The sequence below is a fragment of the Bacillus sp. FSL W7-1360 genome (genome assembly GCF_038592975.1).
In the GTDB taxonomy this organism is placed as follows: Bacteria; Bacillota; Bacilli; order Bacillales; family Bacillaceae_D; genus Shouchella; species Shouchella lonarensis.
In genome coordinates this window covers 1,042,262-1,058,484 of the sequence record NZ_CP151950.1, presented here as the reverse complement: position 1 = coordinate 1,058,484, position 16,223 = coordinate 1,042,262, and the positions used below count along the sequence as shown (strand labels likewise).

Genomic DNA, 16,223 nt, shown 5'->3' with positions numbered 1-16,223 from the left:
GATGGGAACAGAAGAACAGATGAACCCGCACATGCCGTTAGAGTACCAATCAGCTGCGGGAAGAAACAACATTCTTGGGTTTTGGGTTTTTATCGGTGCTGAATTTGCCTTGTTTTCAACGTTGTTCGCTTCTTACTTTGCGCTTGTCGATCGCACCGCCGGAGCGGCGGCAACAAGTCAAGAGTTATTTGCCCTTGACCTTGTACTGCTCATGACCTTTACACTATTAACAAGTTCTTTCACGTGTGGGATCGCAATCTACGAAATGCGAGCAGGACGACTGAAGCGTATGCTCATCTGGATTGGGATTACCGTTGCTCTAGGTCTTGGTTTCCTCGGCTTAGAAATTTACGAATTTGTTCATTACGCGCACGAAGGGGCAACCTTATCAACGAGTGCATTTTGGTCCGCTTTCTTTGTTTTACTTGGCACACACGGATTGCACGTAACAATTGGGATTGGTTGGATGATCATTTTGGCGATTCAACTAAAGCAACGTGGCTTGACACCAAAAACGACATCTAAATTTTTCATTGCAAGTCTGTATTGGCATTTTCTAGACGTCATTTGGGTGCTTATTTTCACAGGTGTTTACTTGCTTGGAATGGAGTGGATATAATATGAATGCAGAAAAAGAATCGACCGCACACGATACATTTCCGTGGTCACATGTTGTCGGCTTCTTGCTTTCAATTGTGCTCACCCTATTTGCCGTCTGGGTCATGTCGCAAACGGCACTTTCTCTTCGAGTGCGGGTAATCATCATCTTTGTGTTTGCCTTCGTACAAATGGGGGTACAACTGTTTATGTTCATGCACATCGGTGAAGGAAAAGAAGGAAAGTGGCAAATTGGTCATACCGTGTTTGCCTTGTTTATTGCTGTTATCATTGTCGTCGGAACATACTTTGTATTGATGACGGGGCATTTGTAAAGGAAAAGGTGACGATGCATGAGGCATTGTCACCTTTTATTTTGCTCGAATCGTCGTTCGTATTTTGCGTTTTTGCAAGTAAGGGTACGTATACAAAAGGAAAGCTGCAACGTGGGCAATCAGTACATTTAATAGAAATGCTACAACAAAAGTGGCTTGCGGGGTGAATTCCATGAGGAAGGAAGCGAACAAGCCCCACATCACTAAAATAAAAGGAACACTCATTAATGCGATCTTTCGGTGCTCGAGCCATAAAAATAACGGCGTTGCTGATGCAACGAGCATGTAAGCAAAAAATAAATCCATATTTTTTCCCTCCTTGTACGTTAGTATAGCCAATGCAGGTTGTGACTTTTCTGTGACAACTACATTGTAACATGATTGTCACAAATATGAAAGCGCTTTTTTATCTGAGTGAGGGATGATTCTATAAAAGGATCGCTCATTTAAAAGGGCATAAAGCTTCTGTCACTATCTTTCTTTAAACAAATGTGACAAAAAAGTGGTAATCATTTTTTTGAACATTGTAAATCGGAAGCAGGAGAGGGGAGATTTTTACTGTACTAGACAATATGATTTACAGGATAATGAATGGGTGCTTTTTCGCAAAATTCTAGTCTAGGCATTGAGCGATGTCATTTTCATTGGTCTATATGCGATTTTTCACAAATCGAATAAGCGTGGGAAGAATACGAACACAAGTATGTGAACAATACCAACGGAGAGAACCAAGAACGTGAGATGAGTTAACACCGTTGTTGTGCGCAGTATTAGTTTACATAATATACATTACAGGAACCAATTCGGGCAAACGCAGCTCTATCTCATATGAAATAGTAAACTTATATATTGAGACGAAAGCTGATTTTAATCTGTTTAGACATGCATTTTCGCACGACACCAAAAAAATAATGTCTTAATTTATACCATTTAGCAGGAATGCCATCCTTGCTTCACGAATAGATTCATTGTGACCCCCGTGCCAACTTCCCCCACCTCACCTCGAAAGGAGCTTTTTATATGTCCCCGCAACATCCCTCTCACGACCAAAATTTTCGGCAACTACTCGACTATTTTTTCGCTAATTTTATGGAAGCGTTTTTCCCCGACATCGTTCTTGATATTGATTTACAGTCTCTTGAACCTATTTCGACTGATGCGTGGTTTTCTGGTGAACAAAGTCCTCCCCAACGTCCGGACTTTGTTGTGAAAACAAGGTTGAAGTCTGAAGACGTCGTCATCCTTATTCATGTCGAAGCACAGGCGAGCTATCATCCACATTTCGCCCAACGCATGAGCGGCTATTATGCGCGCCTGCTTGACCGTTATCAATGTCCCATTCTACCAATTGCGATCTTTAGTTATAAAACCCCAAACAAGGAACCTAAAACGGAAATCATGCATACAATTAATGGAAAAACGTATTTCTCTTTTACGTATGAAAGTTTGTTTTTAAAGAAGCTTTCTTGGCGGAAGTTTATGAAGATGAAAAACCCTGCTGCAGCTGCATTGATGTCGCTTATGGGGTATACTGAAGAGGAGAAAGTCGCTTGCAAGAAAGCCTTCTTGCGACTCATGTTAAAATTGGAATTAAAAGAAGAACACCGTGATCATGTCGTAAAGTTTTTTGACACATATCTCAGGTTAAGTGAAAAGGAGGAGTTCACGTTGCGAGAGGAAATTAAGCAGTTGAGCCACGAGGAAAGCTGTGCCATTCATGATTTCATGAATTCGTATGAACGGTTTGGTTGGCAGAAAGGACGCGCGGAAGGAATTCAAGAAGGTATCGAGAAAGGCATTGAAAAAGGCATTGAGAAAGGTGTCATTGAAACAGCAAAGCGTTTGCTTAGAAAAGAGATGGGTATATCCTTTGTCGCAGAAGCTACCGGCTTATCCGAGAAAAAGGTCAGCGAACTTCAAGTGGAACAACAGAGAGAAAAGTAAATATAATGAGGAGCCGGAAGCCTTTCACGAACTTCCGGCTCCTCGCTAGCGACTTGCCTTTCGTTCCATCATATTCAACCCAATACTCATGAATAGCACCCCCATCAACATAAGAATACTTGCTGGGAACAACAATTCACTCATAGGTGCCTCGTTGACTGTCACTCCTTTCAGCAACGATATTCCGTACGTGATGGGTATAAATTTGGATATGAAAAGAACAATATTTGACCCTACCACTTCCAATGGCCAAAATGCCCCTCCCACCATCGCCATACTCGTAGAGACAAGTGGGATAAGGACATCAAGCTGCCTTGCATTTGAGACAAAGCCACTGATCATAACGCCAAGCGAGACCGTAGCGAAAACATAAGGAATGAGCGCTACGAGTGACACCCAAAATCCCCCGTAAAAATCAACACCAAACCCATACTTAAAAAGAATGAACATCAAGATGAGTTGCCCATAACCAAGCAAAAAACTGAATGTCATGTGCCCGAGGTAAGCTTGTGTTTTGCGAAGCGGCGACATCATTAAGCGGTCCCATAAACCAGACTGTTTTTCATAAACAATGGTGCTCAGTGTAAAAGAAATGGTCATAATCGTGAAGTAAAGGCTGAAACCAAATAGTGACTGCAATGCTTGATCATATTTAAAATCGCTCTCTCCCCCTGTCTGGGTTTTCTTCAGCGTATAAACAGGGTTTTCGAGGCGCTGTTCAATGAGGTTCCGCACCGCTGTTGGCGTGTGCGACATTTGCTCAGCCATTTCATTCATCATTTGTTCTTCCTCATAAAAAGTGGTCAAGTACATGTAAATCGCACGAGACTCTCCCGTCTCAACTGACGACAAAAAGCGAAAATGATTTGCTTCTAATGCGACCGCAAAGTTAAGATCGTGATCACGTAGCCCTTGCTCAATGTCTTGTTTCTCTTTCAACTCGAAATGAAACACCTCATGTTCATTTAAACGATGAATCACCGCATCTGTTTCTTCTATTGTCATGTCCTCTGTATAAACGGGGACTTGTTGTTTAGAGACGGTTGTCTGCCCCATTGCATAAGAGAAGATAACCGCTAATCCAAAGAAACCTAGTATATACCATGGCCGATACAGAAGGTGACGCCAATAATTCCATAAAATTATTCTCATTGTGCGCCCCTCCTTCTCGGGAATATGATCCATGCAGCGCAGAAGAAAATGACGATCATCAATAGTAAGCGATAAAAGGTGTGATAAAGTGCTGACATTTCCCCGCCCCCTAATAGATGTAAATAGGATCGTAGCGCGACGCCATTAGGCATCCATCCGCCAATGTCAGAAAGCGTACGCGATATTTGTTCGATGTCGAAAAAGCTTCCGCCGACAAATGCCATGAGTGCAACCATTCCCCCTGAAAAAAGGTCTGTTAAGCTCCCTGTTTTTAACCGAAAACTAAGTGCTGTGAGTAAAACCGCTAAAGAACCAACTGTTGCTGCGAACAACATTGTCACGACTAAAAAGGGTACTAAATCAGGAAACGTTGTTTGGTAAAAGATTGCCGACAAACTAAAAACGACGACCAATTGTCCAAACGCTAAAAGTGTACCCGATGCCCATTTGCTCATCATATACATCCACGGATTCACGTTAGCCAGCATCATACGCCAGAAAACATGGTTGACCATCTCTAATCGCGCATGATTTGCCACAAAAGATATCATATATAAAGCAAACATTACACTCATGCCGACTGTATAGTAGGAAAAAGCAGACACAGATTCACGTTGATCAATAGATTCCCAACTGCCCACAGGTGCTGACGTCAACACATTTTCCTCCCCCACAGTGAATCCATCCTCACCGAAACCAATATGAAGATTCCAGTAACGATACAGCTGGTCAATGATTTGTTCAACGATAGACGCTTTTAATGATGATTGTCCGTTTAAATATACGTTAGCAGGTGGAACCTCCTGTTCCCCAAAGAAAAGTTGTTCCCATGTTGCTTGTCGATAGCCTGACGGAAAATGAATCACCCCATCAAAATCTTTTGTCTCAATGAGACTAATATCATTCACTTTTGTTAGTTGAATAAAATTAAGGTGCTCGTTTTCTTCAATTTGTGTCGTGAGTAGATCCGGCAATGACACATCAGTCAACATCTCGGTTTGTTGATGGGACAATCCTTGTGCCTGTAATTTTGCTAGAAACTGACTTTCTTCCACGCCATGATTTCCTTCGTCGACGATTGCCATTGTCACGGAAAAGTCTTCATCATCACCACTCATGATATTTTTCAAAGAAAATCCCATGATCGTAATTAATAGAAACGGTAAAAACAGGAGCATGAGTAGCTCTTTCCGATCTCTTATAAAATGAAGCAGATCCTTTTTTACTAATGTTCGAAACATCTTCCTCCCTCCTTTCTAGTCACGTAATGTACGCCCAGTTAAATGTAAAAAAACGTCCTCCAGAGTGGGCGTCTGAATGTTAATGGCTGAGACCACTACCTTTGCTTCACGAGCAAGAGTAAATAAGTCTTCTAAAATATTGTCTTGTTTAGCTACAATCATGGTGAGTGTACGTCCCTCCATTTTGACTGATAAAATGTTAGGATGACGTTGTAATGCTGCTAAAAAATGAGGCGACTCGTGCGCGACAGATATGGCAATCGTTTCATTTGAAGAAAGAATTCCTTTTACTTCTTCTTTTGAGCCTGAGGCAATCATATGCCCTTGATCCATAATGTAGAGTCGTTCGCAAAGATACTCTACTTCTTCCATGTAATGAGAAGTATAGATGACCGTCATCCCATATTCACGATTTAATGATTTGATCGTTTCTAGAATGTGACTGCGCGATTGAGGATCAATGCCAACAGTTGGTTCATCCATAATGATAATCTCTGGCTGATGGAGTAATGCGACAGCAATATTTAAACGCCTCTTCATCCCACCAGAAAATGTGTGGACGCGATCGTTTTGGCGTTCTTCTAACCCCACGAGCTGTAACGTTTTTGTGATTTGGTCCTGTAACTGGGTATGTTTTAACCCATAAATACGACCAAAGAAAATGAGATTTTCTCGGGCGGTTAGATCAGGATAAATTGCGATTTCTTGTGGAACGATGCCGAGTATTTCGCGAATTGCCTGTGGCTTCTTTCTAATACTTTTCCCTTTTATCAAAATGTCCCCTTCAGTTGGTTGAATGAGAGAAGCGATCATGGAAATCGTTGTTGATTTTCCTGCCCCATTCGGTCCGACTAATCCAATCATCTCTCCTTTTTCAATAAACATATTAATGCCCTTTACAACTTGTTGCTTGCGGTAAGATTTCGATAGGTCCACTACTTCAAGCATGTTTGTTCCTCCTCCATTTCTCTTTCTCACAGTGTACTAAACGAGAAAGCATGTGCACACTGCACTTTGTCACATGTTCATACAATAAAACCATGACCAAAGTCACAATTTTAAAATCATCGTGCCATTTTGCAGGAATACAAGTTACTCTTAGCGAAGTCTATATAGAGAGAGGTGACATAAATTGACACAAGTAGACATAAAGGTTGTTGTCGGTGCCGGACCGTACAACAATAATCCGGGTTGGATTCACACAAACGAGACTGAACTTAACTTGCTCGCCAGACATACATGGGAAAAGCGCTTCTCACCTCAGTCAATTTCCGCAATTTTAGCCGAACACGTGTGGGAGCACTTAACACTAGAGGAAGGAATGCGCGCAGCGAAGCTCTGTTATGATTTCCTGAAACCTTTAGGTTATATTCGCTGTGCCGTTCCTGATGGATTTTTCCCAGACGAAGCATACCAACACGTTGTTCAAATTGGGGGTCCAGGTCCAATCGATCATCCAGCCGCAACCCATAAAGTTGTTCATACATACCGTACATTGACGAACATGTTTGAAGCTGCGGGGTTTATCGTGGATTGTCTTGAGTATTGTGATGAGACTGGCACTTTCCATTATGTAGATTGGGATGGCGAAGGTGGGGTCATCTTTCGATCGAAGAAATATGATCCCCGAAATCAAGGGGACAAAATCGCTTTCCCGTCCTTAATTGTTGACGCAAAGAAACCACGCTAACCAGATGCTTCTGTCGCGTGGTTTTATTTAGCATAATTGCTGCCTTATAGCATAAATCGCTAGCTGCGTTCGGTCACGCAAATCCAGTTTATCTAGCACTTGACTAATATGATTTTTCACCGTTCCAACGCTTAAAAACAGCGTATCCGCAATCTCTTGATTGTTCTTCCCGTTGCCAACCAGTTTGACAATGGAGAGCTCTCTCTTTGTCAATAATGCTATTTTTTCTCCAGCTCCTTTTGACGGTTGCGCATGTAACAAGTGTGGCATCACTTTTGCTGCGACACTGTCGTCTAAGTGCATGCCACCATTTAAAACACTTTTAATTGCTCGAATTAAATAGTCTGCATCAGCATCTTTTAATAAATAACCGCATGCCCCGTATTTCAACGCTTCAAGTGCATATGCGTCATCATCAAACGTCGTAAGTATGAGCACTTTTGCGACTGGATGACGGGCACGAATCTCTTTTGTCGCTTCTAAGCCGTTTTTTACTGGCATTCTTATATCCATAAGCACAAGATCGACCATGTGTCGTTCATATGCTTCCACCGCCTCTTGACCATTACCCGCTTCAGCAATGACACGGAGCGTTTCATCTTGTTCAATCATCATCTTCAATCCTTGCCTTACAAGATGTTGGTCTTCTACTAACAGTAAATGATTCATTACTTCACGATCGCTCCTTTCAATGGGAACACACCAGTAAGGCAAAAGTGTGTGGCTGATCTCGAAATGTCTAAGCGGCCATCAAGTGACTCTAAGCGTTCCGTTAAACCGATTAAACCAAACCCTTTTTCAAATGGTGTTAATGAATGAATCCGGTTTTCAACACGCATTTGATAGCTGCTGGATCCAATCACTTCAAGTATGATCGTCACCTCACGGGAAAATCCGTGTCTCATCGCATTTGTAATCCCTTCTTGTACGAACCGATAAACTGTCACGTATTGTTCATTTGTTAAAGATGCTGATAATGCACCTTCTTTTGTCGTTAGTTGGACACGAATGTGGCTTTCTGACTCAAGTTTGCGAATCAATTGCAGCACAGAAGAAATGCCATATGTTTGATCACTTAAAGCTCGTACAGCTTGTCTTGTCTCATTTAAACTATCACGTGCCATTTGCTTAGCTTGCGCGACTAGGGAGTTTACTTCTTTTTCCCCAGTTTTACGTTCTGTCATCTCAAGTTGCATCATCAATGCCGTCAGCTGGTGACCGACTGAGTCATGCATGTCTCGGGCAATGCGGGTTCGTTCCTCTGCTCTAGCGTTTTGTTCAGAATGATAGGCATGTCTTTTTAATGCACGATATTCAATAGAAGAAGATGTCCACTTATCTTTAAGCGCCTCATTTTCTTGTTTAAAGTGTCTTAAGTAAATGATCGCACAAAAGATCACGATGAGGATGCACAAATGAAAAAAGATTGGATATGTAACAGTATCAAGTATAAACGGTATAAAGGAGACACCACTAATTATCATACCTAGCGCTATAAAAATTGGTGTTTTGTTCGTCCCCTTCTCATTCATTGCAACATCAACGAGAAAAAAATAATACATCAGCCATGGATATAGCGACTCGGGTGACAGCAAACATAAATGAATGACTGTATAGGAGATAATCAGCAGCAATTGCCACGCCTTCCACACAGGAATGAGTGGACGGAGAAAATAGAGTATGAGCCATCCTGTAATGATAAAAATGAACGTCGCTTGTTCGTCTATAGTGGTCAGTTCATTGGTGAAGATCAGGCCCCAAATAAACAACATTAAACTGACCATGAACATAAAAGAAGTCATTTGTTTTTCTCCTTGCCTTTATACTCACTTCATCGTCATACCATTTTACAACGCTGGCAAGTGATCCGCAACAACACACGACAGCAGAAAGGTGCCGCCAGCAACGGAAGCACCCCTTTTCCAAGGTTCATCCTACAAGTTCTTTTAATGTCTGATCTAAATCCGTGTATGAAAAAGAAAATCCTTCATCAATCAGTCGTTGTGGGTAACAGCGCCGCCCTGTCAAAGCGAGGCTTGGCTCTGTTCTCATAAACGTGTACGCTCCTAGTATGACCGCAAATTTCGGAGCCGGCGGGGCCCATCCTTTGCCAATGGACGTTCTTAACGATTTCATAAATTCACTATTTTGGATCGGCTCAGTTGACGTTGCATTATAAACCCCCGTCATCCCCTCATTTTCGATCGCGCGAAGGATCATCCGGTTTAAATCATCGACATGAAGCCAGCTAATATATTGTCCGCCATTACCGACGGTACCGCCTAACCCCATTTTAGCAAGTTTTAAGAGCGGCCCTAACGCCCCACCGCCTTTTCCTAACGCAAAGCCAATGCGGAATAACACTTTTCTCACACCGGTAATGTCTTCCTTAAAAAAGGCTTCTTCCCATTGTTTACATATGGAAGACGGAAAGTCATCGCCATGTGGGCTATCTTCATGACATCGTTCTGTCGTATTACCGAAGATAGCCAATGAACCGGCTTGAATGACGACTGACGGACGGTTTGTTGTTTGCTTTAAGGCTTCATCAATGACTTTCACAGAATCCAGACGTGACCGTATCAGTTCTTCTTTATTCTTTTTTGTATAGATACAATTGACACTTTTGCCAGTGAAATTAACGACCGCCGTAGCCCCTTCCAATTCTGACTGCCAATGCCCAACTGTTTGCCCATCCCACTGTACGTATTTAATCCCATTGCGATCTGCTTGTTGTGATCGTGTCAAAATGATTGGCTCGTATCCTACTGTTACCAAATAATTCGCAAATGACGTCCCAAGAAATCCAGAACCTCCAGGTAAAAGGACTTTTTTATTTGCCATTGTCTCACACCCCTATCTTTGTCTCTGAAATGCATTGTGAAGCTTTGAGCATTGTAATTCATTTCAATACAACCTTCAATATTAATATTCGACATCGTGCAGGTGTATTCCTGCACAAAATCGTTTTTATCGTGTTATTATATGAAAGAACGATCCACTTTTGCGAAAGAAGGGATATGAATGGTAGTTGAAATCCTGCAAATAACGTCACCGGCCGTTGCTACAGACATACACAAACTACAGATGGAAGCCTACACACGTGAAGCAAGACTCATTGAATATCCAGACATCCCACCATTACGTGAGACGATACAAGAGATAAAGGGTTTTCCTGGCATTGTTTATGGGATTTATGGCGAGCAACATCAAAAACTTTTAGGTGTCATCTTTATTGAACGCTTTGAAGATGGAAATGAACACGCAGCAACCATTGTAAAGTTGATTGTTGATGGAAAATATAGTCGAAAAGGGATCGGGCGCGCACTTGTAAAATATGTACAAACGAAATATAACACTTTGTATGTATCTACAGCTAGACGTAATACACCTGCCATTCGCTTATATGAGAACGGAGGATTTATCATCCAGTCACAAAAGGTCATTGATAAACAGCTTACTTTATGTATGTTTAAATGGGAGAATTTCTTTTAAACTAACAGTCTTCTTCCACAACGATGATTGCTAAACCTAAAAGAGAACTAGCCTACAAAGGTTAGTTCTCTTTACCACTTTCGTTACCACGTACCGAATAGCGTCGATTCTCGGCTTCATTTTTTGTTGACCAACTCCCCAGTAATAATGATCCGATCAGAACCATCCTCACTGTAACAACTGACAAGTGTAATAATCGGGGTGTCTCCACGATCTTCAATGACGTCCACTCGGGTCGGATCGACGATTTCCTTTGAAATCATTTCATATTCATACGTGTAACGGTCGTCACGAATGTAGATCGTGTCCCCTTCCTCCATATTGCGCAATGGCGCAAACAGCAACGCTTGATTGCGAGAATTATGACTCGCTAGTGCATAATTACCCGCACCCATTTTTTGCTCAGGCTTCATCGTCCCTGCCCCAACTTTCAATGTTTCATTGGTCGTTCCGTATAAAATAGGTAGATGGATATGAACACTTGGAATCGAGATTTCTCCAAGCACACGGGACGTATCTACAGTAAAAAAAGGGTCCAATACACTGACCTGGTCAATATCCTCGAATCGAAACGCATCATCAAAAGAGATCGTTTGATTTTCCCTCAATTGTTCATTTGAAAGTTGCAACATATTTGCTTGCGCACGTTTTAAGAAATAGGGGCTAATCACATGATTCATGATTGGTTGATAAGTAATGATTAAAATGCCAATTAGCAATAGCACCAGGCCAAGTTTTTTTCGCATGTTGTGATCCACCCTTTATTTACAAAAGAAGGTTAACCAAAAGCACGGTTAACCTTCTCATGTTTTAATACTTAATCGTTCAAGACCTTCTTTTTCTTTTTGAACAACAGATAACCACCTGCCGCCGCAAAGATTAGACCAATCACCATCAAGTACCAGAGAAACGCTTCGCCTGTTTGTGGCAACAATACACTGCCAGGCTTTTCTGATCCAGCTTTTGGTGGCTCAGGATCTTTCCCTGGGTCTTTTGGAGGATCTTTTTCCTCTCCTGGCTCTTTCGGTTGTTCTTTTGTTTGCGACGTCACCGTCACGACCGGTGAATCGGCTTTCCCTTCTTCACCTGAACCGTTTTTAAAACTAACGGTCGCCATATTTGGAATCTTTTCATCCTCATATTGGCGCAAATCTGTATCTGCGTCGATCATCGCTGGGATGAACAGCGTGATTTCTTTCTTCCCTTCTAAGCCAGCAAAGTCTGTCACTGCAACGGTGATGAGATTACCTTCCACTGCAAGCTTCAAACCTTCATATTCCTCGCCATCAACCTCCACTTTTACAGCACCTTCATTCACTTTTAAACCAGCATCAACATTGTCGGTAATCGTGAATGACTCATATGTGGCAATGTCTTCTGGAATCGTTGTGACAACTGTATAAAGAAACTCTAGCTCGCGATCAATTAATAGATGATCGGTGTCGTTGATATGTTTTGTAATTGTTGGTGGATCTGGTGTCACTGGCGGTGGAGGCACATCCCAACATGATGCATCATTTGCGTCATGGGTCACGATTGGAAACGCCATTTCTTTCCCCTCAATGAACAGCGTGCCGGTACTTGCGACATGTGATTCTTTGATCAACGACTTTTGCGTGATCTTATAAGTGATCTCATATTGGCCAACCGGTACATCCGCGAGATCAAAGGTGATCTCATTGCCGTTTATTTCCGGTGTGATCGTCGTGCCGTCATTTGCCATCAGCTTCACGCTATCCTCATCAATGTCATAGCGTTCATCAACGGTAAAAGTCGCGTGCATTTGTTGCTTTGTCGCAATCAGTTTTTTCAACTTGTCGGTGAAATCGCTAATGCGGTCACCATCTTTTGTGCTCGCCTCAATAAAATCAGTTGGTGTAGAAGCCATATTTTGTAACGCAGCCATCACATATGGCCGTGCCGGATAATCTTCGCTGTCACGCTCCGGATTGACAAGCTCACCATTGTAGCGATCTTCCATTTGACCTGGCTGGTTAAAAAGTTCAAAATCCTCCCAGTAAGCGGTGATCATCCCATAGCCTTTTTCTTTAATTTTATTCGCTTGAGTGACGACCTCCGCGGTTGCAGCTTTATAATCTTGATTGTATTCGACACTCATTTGCCCTTTCGGTGTGCGCATCGAAAAGCTGTTGTCACGTTGATGCAGGTAGCCATCGAGCCGCGTATTGGCAACCCCGTCTGTAATAAGGACAAACACCGTTTGACGATCTTGAATGTCACCTTTATTACTTTCATAGCTTTCCAATGCTTCTTTTAGACCAGAAGCAGTTGGTGTAGCTGAGCCAATCTCAAACGCATTGACCACAGCTTTTGCTTGCGCGAAATCGCTCGTCAGTGGTTGAGCGCTATGAACATTGTAAGACCAGTCGATCTCTTGCACGTTTCCATCAGCGGTTTTGTTTCCTTTGGCGCCGCGGAATGTCGTTAATTGTACACGGCTTTCAGGATATAAGAGGTCAATGACTTCATTCAATGTCGATTTAACCGTGTCGATCGTATGACGGAAACTACCACTCGCATCTTGTACAAATACGAGGTCAATTGGCACGCGCTCTTTTTCTTTTGTAAAAGAAGCAGTCAGTTCATACGCTTTTACACAAGGATCGTCGGTGTTCAGTTCTGTAGAAGTGTGTGTAAGACCGTTATTTGTGTTGATCGCAAATGTTTGCCCTGGCTGAAAAAACAGTTGAAAAGATAGAAGAAAAAGTAACACAAATGGCAACAAATTTCCTAACTTTAGCTTCATTCCAATAACCCCTCTCGGTCGGTTCTGTTGGTGATGAATCCGTTTTATCGCTTTCCAGACTTGCAACACAAATCCCTTTCTTACCAGCTCCTTTCATATCGGCGAGCAACATATGTATCGCACGATCATATGAAAACAAATTTCTACGAAAAGGTGTAACGTATTTCTTAATTAGTAGTTTACAAGAAAATTCCCGCAAAATAAAGGATAACTTTTATGCATTTTTCGACATTTATAATCATAGTGGTTCACAATGGGTGGTGCGTCGGGAAAAGGTTTGTTTCATTGTGGGGTATCTTGTTGGGGATTGATACATGAAAGACGTCAAAAATGACTTGAAGCCCCCGCGAGAGATCAAGTCATTTTTCGTTTGTGGGATGCGCAGTAAAATCCACCTTTACTCCTTTTAACCCGTTTAAGAAAATATCCTTTCTGTATAACTCCTTAACAAGTAAAACGCCAAAGAAGAAATCGCGCCAATTCCTGAAAAGAAAAGGAGGGTATTAATTAGGGAAATGCTCCACCTATAGTCGCCAGTAAAAATCATTCCCACTATATGAACTAGCCATAGGACTACAGCACCAAGGAATAAAAACATGAGTGCTTTCAAAAAGGAAAAGTTTTTGTTTGGCAAGAGATGATAAATTAACTCTCCGATTAATGTACCGATCAAGCAAATAGGAATACTGGCTATGGCATATGAAATCAGAAATACTTCGGGAGATTGAAAGTTAAACAAGAATGCTATGAATAAAATTGTAGCAAATGATACTAAAATTGTTCCAACTGAACTAAGCAACCATTTCATTGCTTTCCCTCCTGCAACTTCTCACTTTGTCTAAATTCCCCAGCTCATACACACCCTCACTCTTCCTCTTCCTCTTCTTCTCCCTCATCCTCATCCAACCCCTCCAATTGCTCAAACAACCATGACGTTACAAACGATGTCCCTGCAAAACAGAAGGCAATGAGTGTTGCGCCGAGTACGGTGGCTTGTAGTTTCTCAGAAAACCATACAAATAGATTCATATAAACCGCTAATACAAGGATACACATCACATATTCCGCCAATGTGTTTGGTAATAGCCCCCTGAGGCTATCAACTTCTTTACGTTTGCTAAATATGACGATGCCTTTTGCAAGTGCCAGAACAAGACAGCCAAGTAAGGTAAAGACACCAAAATATAAGACATTATCCCAAAAATCTGGTGCATAGTCCATCGTCACAAGGGGCGTTTTTGCCCATAAATGGATGGTTATCCATGAGACTGCGACAGGTACAGCCGAAAAAAAGAGAACAGCAACTACGGCGAGTGTGATCGCACTCATCATGCCAAAGATGTGACTCGGATCGAAGCGGTTAAAAGCGAGATTGCTTTTGTCATCATCTATATCGTCATCTTCTTGTTCTTCTCTCTTCGCAAGAATCAGAAAGCCGATGATTGCACCGACGATGATGACAAAGACACATACCGCAAAAATCGTTCCACCAACGATGGTTGTTTGTAAACGATCGGATAGCAAATGGAATATATGAATATATGCAGTGAATCCGATAAAGACACTCACCCATTCTCGCCATGTTTTCGGGCATAGCGCTGAGATGTGCACAATGTCGCGGTTGTGCAGCCGTGTATGTAAAACAACAATGGCCAAAGCAACACAGACTGTTAATACAAAGAAGCCTGTAAAATAAAGCAAATTCAACCCTATACTTGTGAAGAACTGAAAATGAAAGAATGGCAATAGATGAAGTCCATACATCACGCCCCATAGAATGATACTTGGAACGGAAAATAACAATAACACGCAAAGGATCGACCCAATAACGGCATTAAATATTCGTAAACAATCAATTCCGTGTCGGACGATGCGACCTATATACATGTGGGATCACCTCTCAAAATAAAAATAAGCACGTATACACTGTGAATAGTATACGTGCAAACAGTCATGAATTCAACGATATTTACTTCGAATCTATGTTTCCTTCTGTGAACAGCTTCTCCCACGTCTTGCCACCATCTGTGTTGCGGTAACCGTCAAGTTCCATGGTCGTGATGACGATGGTGTTTGGATCTTTCGGGTTCACCGCAATGTAGCTAATTGCATCGTCTGCTTTGATGGAAGGCAACGTTAGTTCATGTTGCGCGCCGTCGGCAGTGAGGTGTACCAGTTTTGCGACTTGGTCATACGTCGCAACGTAAAGGTCGTCCTCTTGATAAGTGAGTGCTGTGACTTGTGCCGTGATGTCCGCTTGTGTAAATGTATCACCAGCATCCTTCGATACAAATAAACCTTCGGCCGTTCCGACAGCGAGTGTCGCTTCATCACGTGGGTGGACAGCAATTGCGCCCATGACGTGGCCTTGCTCATTTTCTAAGCTCGGCAAGCCTTTTGACGCTGCCTTTGTCCATGTGTTTGCATCGTCATTTGTCATGTAAAGCCCTGTTTCTGACAGGCGATCAGTCGGGGCCGGGTTGTAGGCGTAAACGGTGTTTGTGTAATAGCCAACACCCTTCACATGAAAATCAGTGACCCCGAGCAAGTCGAGTGATTCTAGTGTTTTCCCGCCATCCGTACTTTTCACAAGTCCAATTGGATCGACTTCAAAAGATGATTCCATACCAGGGTGTCCACTTGTGTAAAAACCGCTTTCGACCGCATTAAACCCCATATAGTCATTGCGTTCTTTTGCGGTTTCATACCAATCGTCTTCAACTAATATTGCAACGCCGTTATGTGTCGCAAAATAGACCGCGTCGTCATTCCCAGCATATCCTAACCCGTGGATATGCGTCATGACAAGGGAATCTGTTTTAAGGTAAAAATCGTCTCCAGCAAACGGTCCGCTTTCTGAAACTTCACCGCTTTCTTCCGTCTTATTCCCACAACCAACGATAACCACACTTGCTAGTGCACCGATCATAAATAGTGATATTTTCTTCTTCATACCCTCTACCCCCTGTACGTATATAACCCCATTTTAGCGGTTGGGCCTA

Annotated in this window: 17 protein-coding genes; 5 read left to right on the top strand and 12 right to left on the bottom strand. The window is 42.3% G+C overall.

What is annotated here, in order from left to right; translation table 11 throughout:
• Position 1: 1 nt before the first annotated feature.
• Together qoxC and qoxD are read left to right on the top strand one after the other, a co-directional pair.
• Entirely contained in the window at positions 2–619 is a 618-nt protein-coding gene (gene qoxC, locus NSQ26_RS05240) for a cytochrome aa3 quinol oxidase subunit III (protein ID WP_090775019.1), read from the top strand.
• 1 nt (position 620) lies between these two features.
• The gene (qoxD, locus tag NSQ26_RS05235; RefSeq protein WP_090775020.1) at positions 621–932 is read left to right on the top strand and encodes a cytochrome aa3 quinol oxidase subunit IV; all 312 of its coding nucleotides are present in this window, start codon (positions 621–623) and stop codon (positions 930–932) included.
• A gap of 36 nt (positions 933–968) precedes the next feature.
• On the opposite strand, the gene NSQ26_RS05230 is transcribed toward qoxD, so the two are convergent.
• Positions 969–1,238, bottom strand: coding sequence for a spore morphogenesis/germination protein YwcE (locus NSQ26_RS05230; protein ID WP_499719537.1), 270 nt, complete (start codon positions 1,236–1,238; stop codon positions 969–971).
• Positions 1,239–1,952: 714 nt separating this feature from the next.
• On the opposite strand from NSQ26_RS05230, the gene NSQ26_RS05225 reads away from it, so the two are divergent.
• Positions 1,953–2,876 carry an Rpn family recombination-promoting nuclease/putative transposase gene (locus NSQ26_RS05225; RefSeq protein ID WP_499719535.1) on the top strand — a complete coding sequence of 308 codons (924 nt, stop codon included), beginning with the start codon at positions 1,953–1,955 and terminating at the stop codon, positions 2,874–2,876.
• Positions 2,877–2,921: 45 nt separating this feature from the next.
• Here the strand turns inward: NSQ26_RS05225 and NSQ26_RS05220 are convergent, their stop codons facing one another.
• From NSQ26_RS05220 to NSQ26_RS05210, 3 genes are read right to left on the bottom strand one after another with little or no spacing between them, the layout of a single operon-like run.
• Positions 2,922–4,028: an ABC transporter permease gene (locus NSQ26_RS05220; RefSeq protein WP_499719533.1), complete on the bottom strand. Its 1,107-nt coding sequence runs from the start codon at positions 4,026–4,028 to the stop codon at positions 2,922–2,924.
• Positions 4,025–5,269, bottom strand: a complete 1,245-nt coding sequence (locus NSQ26_RS05215) for an ABC transporter permease (RefSeq protein WP_499719532.1) — start codon at positions 5,267–5,269, stop codon at positions 4,025–4,027. Before NSQ26_RS05215 ends, NSQ26_RS05220 begins: the two co-directional genes overlap by 4 nt.
• Positions 5,270–5,284: 15 nt before the next feature.
• The gene (locus NSQ26_RS05210) at positions 5,285–6,217 is read right to left on the bottom strand and encodes an ABC transporter ATP-binding protein (RefSeq protein WP_499719531.1); all 933 of its coding nucleotides are present in this window, start codon (positions 6,215–6,217) and stop codon (positions 5,285–5,287) included.
• Between the two features lie 184 nt (positions 6,218–6,401).
• Here NSQ26_RS05210 and NSQ26_RS05205 point away from each other — a divergent pair, with 184 nt between their 5' ends.
• Complete coding sequence (locus NSQ26_RS05205) at positions 6,402–6,959, top strand: class I SAM-dependent methyltransferase (RefSeq protein WP_499719530.1); 558 nt, start codon at positions 6,402–6,404, stop codon at positions 6,957–6,959.
• A 27-nt stretch (positions 6,960–6,986) separates the two neighbouring features.
• Here NSQ26_RS05205 and NSQ26_RS05200 read toward each other — a convergent pair whose 3' ends face one another.
• The 3 genes from NSQ26_RS05200 to NSQ26_RS05190 form a co-directional block, all read right to left on the bottom strand.
• The gene (locus tag NSQ26_RS05200) at positions 6,987–7,628 is read right to left on the bottom strand and encodes a response regulator transcription factor (RefSeq protein ID WP_499719529.1); all 642 of its coding nucleotides are present in this window, start codon (positions 7,626–7,628) and stop codon (positions 6,987–6,989) included.
• Positions 7,628–8,761, bottom strand: coding sequence for a sensor histidine kinase (locus NSQ26_RS05195; RefSeq protein ID WP_499719528.1), 1,134 nt, complete (start codon positions 8,759–8,761; stop codon positions 7,628–7,630). The genes NSQ26_RS05200 and NSQ26_RS05195 overlap by 1 nt, the downstream gene beginning before the upstream one ends.
• Before the next feature lie 127 nt (positions 8,762–8,888).
• Positions 8,889–9,803 (bottom strand): TIGR01777 family oxidoreductase, encoded by a 915-nt coding sequence (locus NSQ26_RS05190; RefSeq protein ID WP_499719526.1) that lies wholly within the window; start codon positions 9,801–9,803, stop codon positions 8,889–8,891.
• Positions 9,804–9,983: 180 nt separating this feature from the next.
• Between NSQ26_RS05190 and NSQ26_RS05185 the strand changes: the two genes are divergently transcribed.
• A complete protein-coding gene (locus tag NSQ26_RS05185; protein ID WP_499719524.1) occupies positions 9,984–10,454 on the top strand; it encodes a GNAT family N-acetyltransferase in 471 nt (156 codons plus the stop codon).
• Between the two features lie 116 nt (positions 10,455–10,570).
• Here NSQ26_RS05185 and NSQ26_RS05180 read toward each other — a convergent pair whose 3' ends face one another.
• The 5 genes from NSQ26_RS05180 to NSQ26_RS05160 form a co-directional block, all read right to left on the bottom strand.
• Positions 10,571–11,200: a class A sortase gene (locus NSQ26_RS05180; RefSeq protein ID WP_499719523.1), complete on the bottom strand. Its 630-nt coding sequence runs from the start codon at positions 11,198–11,200 to the stop codon at positions 10,571–10,573.
• A 71-nt stretch (positions 11,201–11,271) separates the two neighbouring features.
• Positions 11,272–13,221, bottom strand: a complete 1,950-nt coding sequence (locus NSQ26_RS05175) for an isopeptide-forming domain-containing fimbrial protein (RefSeq protein ID WP_499719522.1) — start codon at positions 13,219–13,221, stop codon at positions 11,272–11,274.
• Between the two features lie 415 nt (positions 13,222–13,636).
• Complete coding sequence (locus NSQ26_RS05170) at positions 13,637–14,029, bottom strand: hypothetical protein (protein WP_499719521.1); 393 nt, start codon at positions 14,027–14,029, stop codon at positions 13,637–13,639.
• A 56-nt stretch (positions 14,030–14,085) separates the two neighbouring features.
• Complete coding sequence (locus tag NSQ26_RS05165; protein ID WP_499719519.1) at positions 14,086–15,108, bottom strand: hypothetical protein; 1,023 nt, start codon at positions 15,106–15,108, stop codon at positions 14,086–14,088.
• Positions 15,109–15,190: 82 nt separating this feature from the next.
• Positions 15,191–16,174, bottom strand: coding sequence for a F510_1955 family glycosylhydrolase (locus NSQ26_RS05160; RefSeq protein ID WP_499719517.1), 984 nt, complete (start codon positions 16,172–16,174; stop codon positions 15,191–15,193).
• Positions 16,175–16,223: the final 49 nt, after the last annotated feature.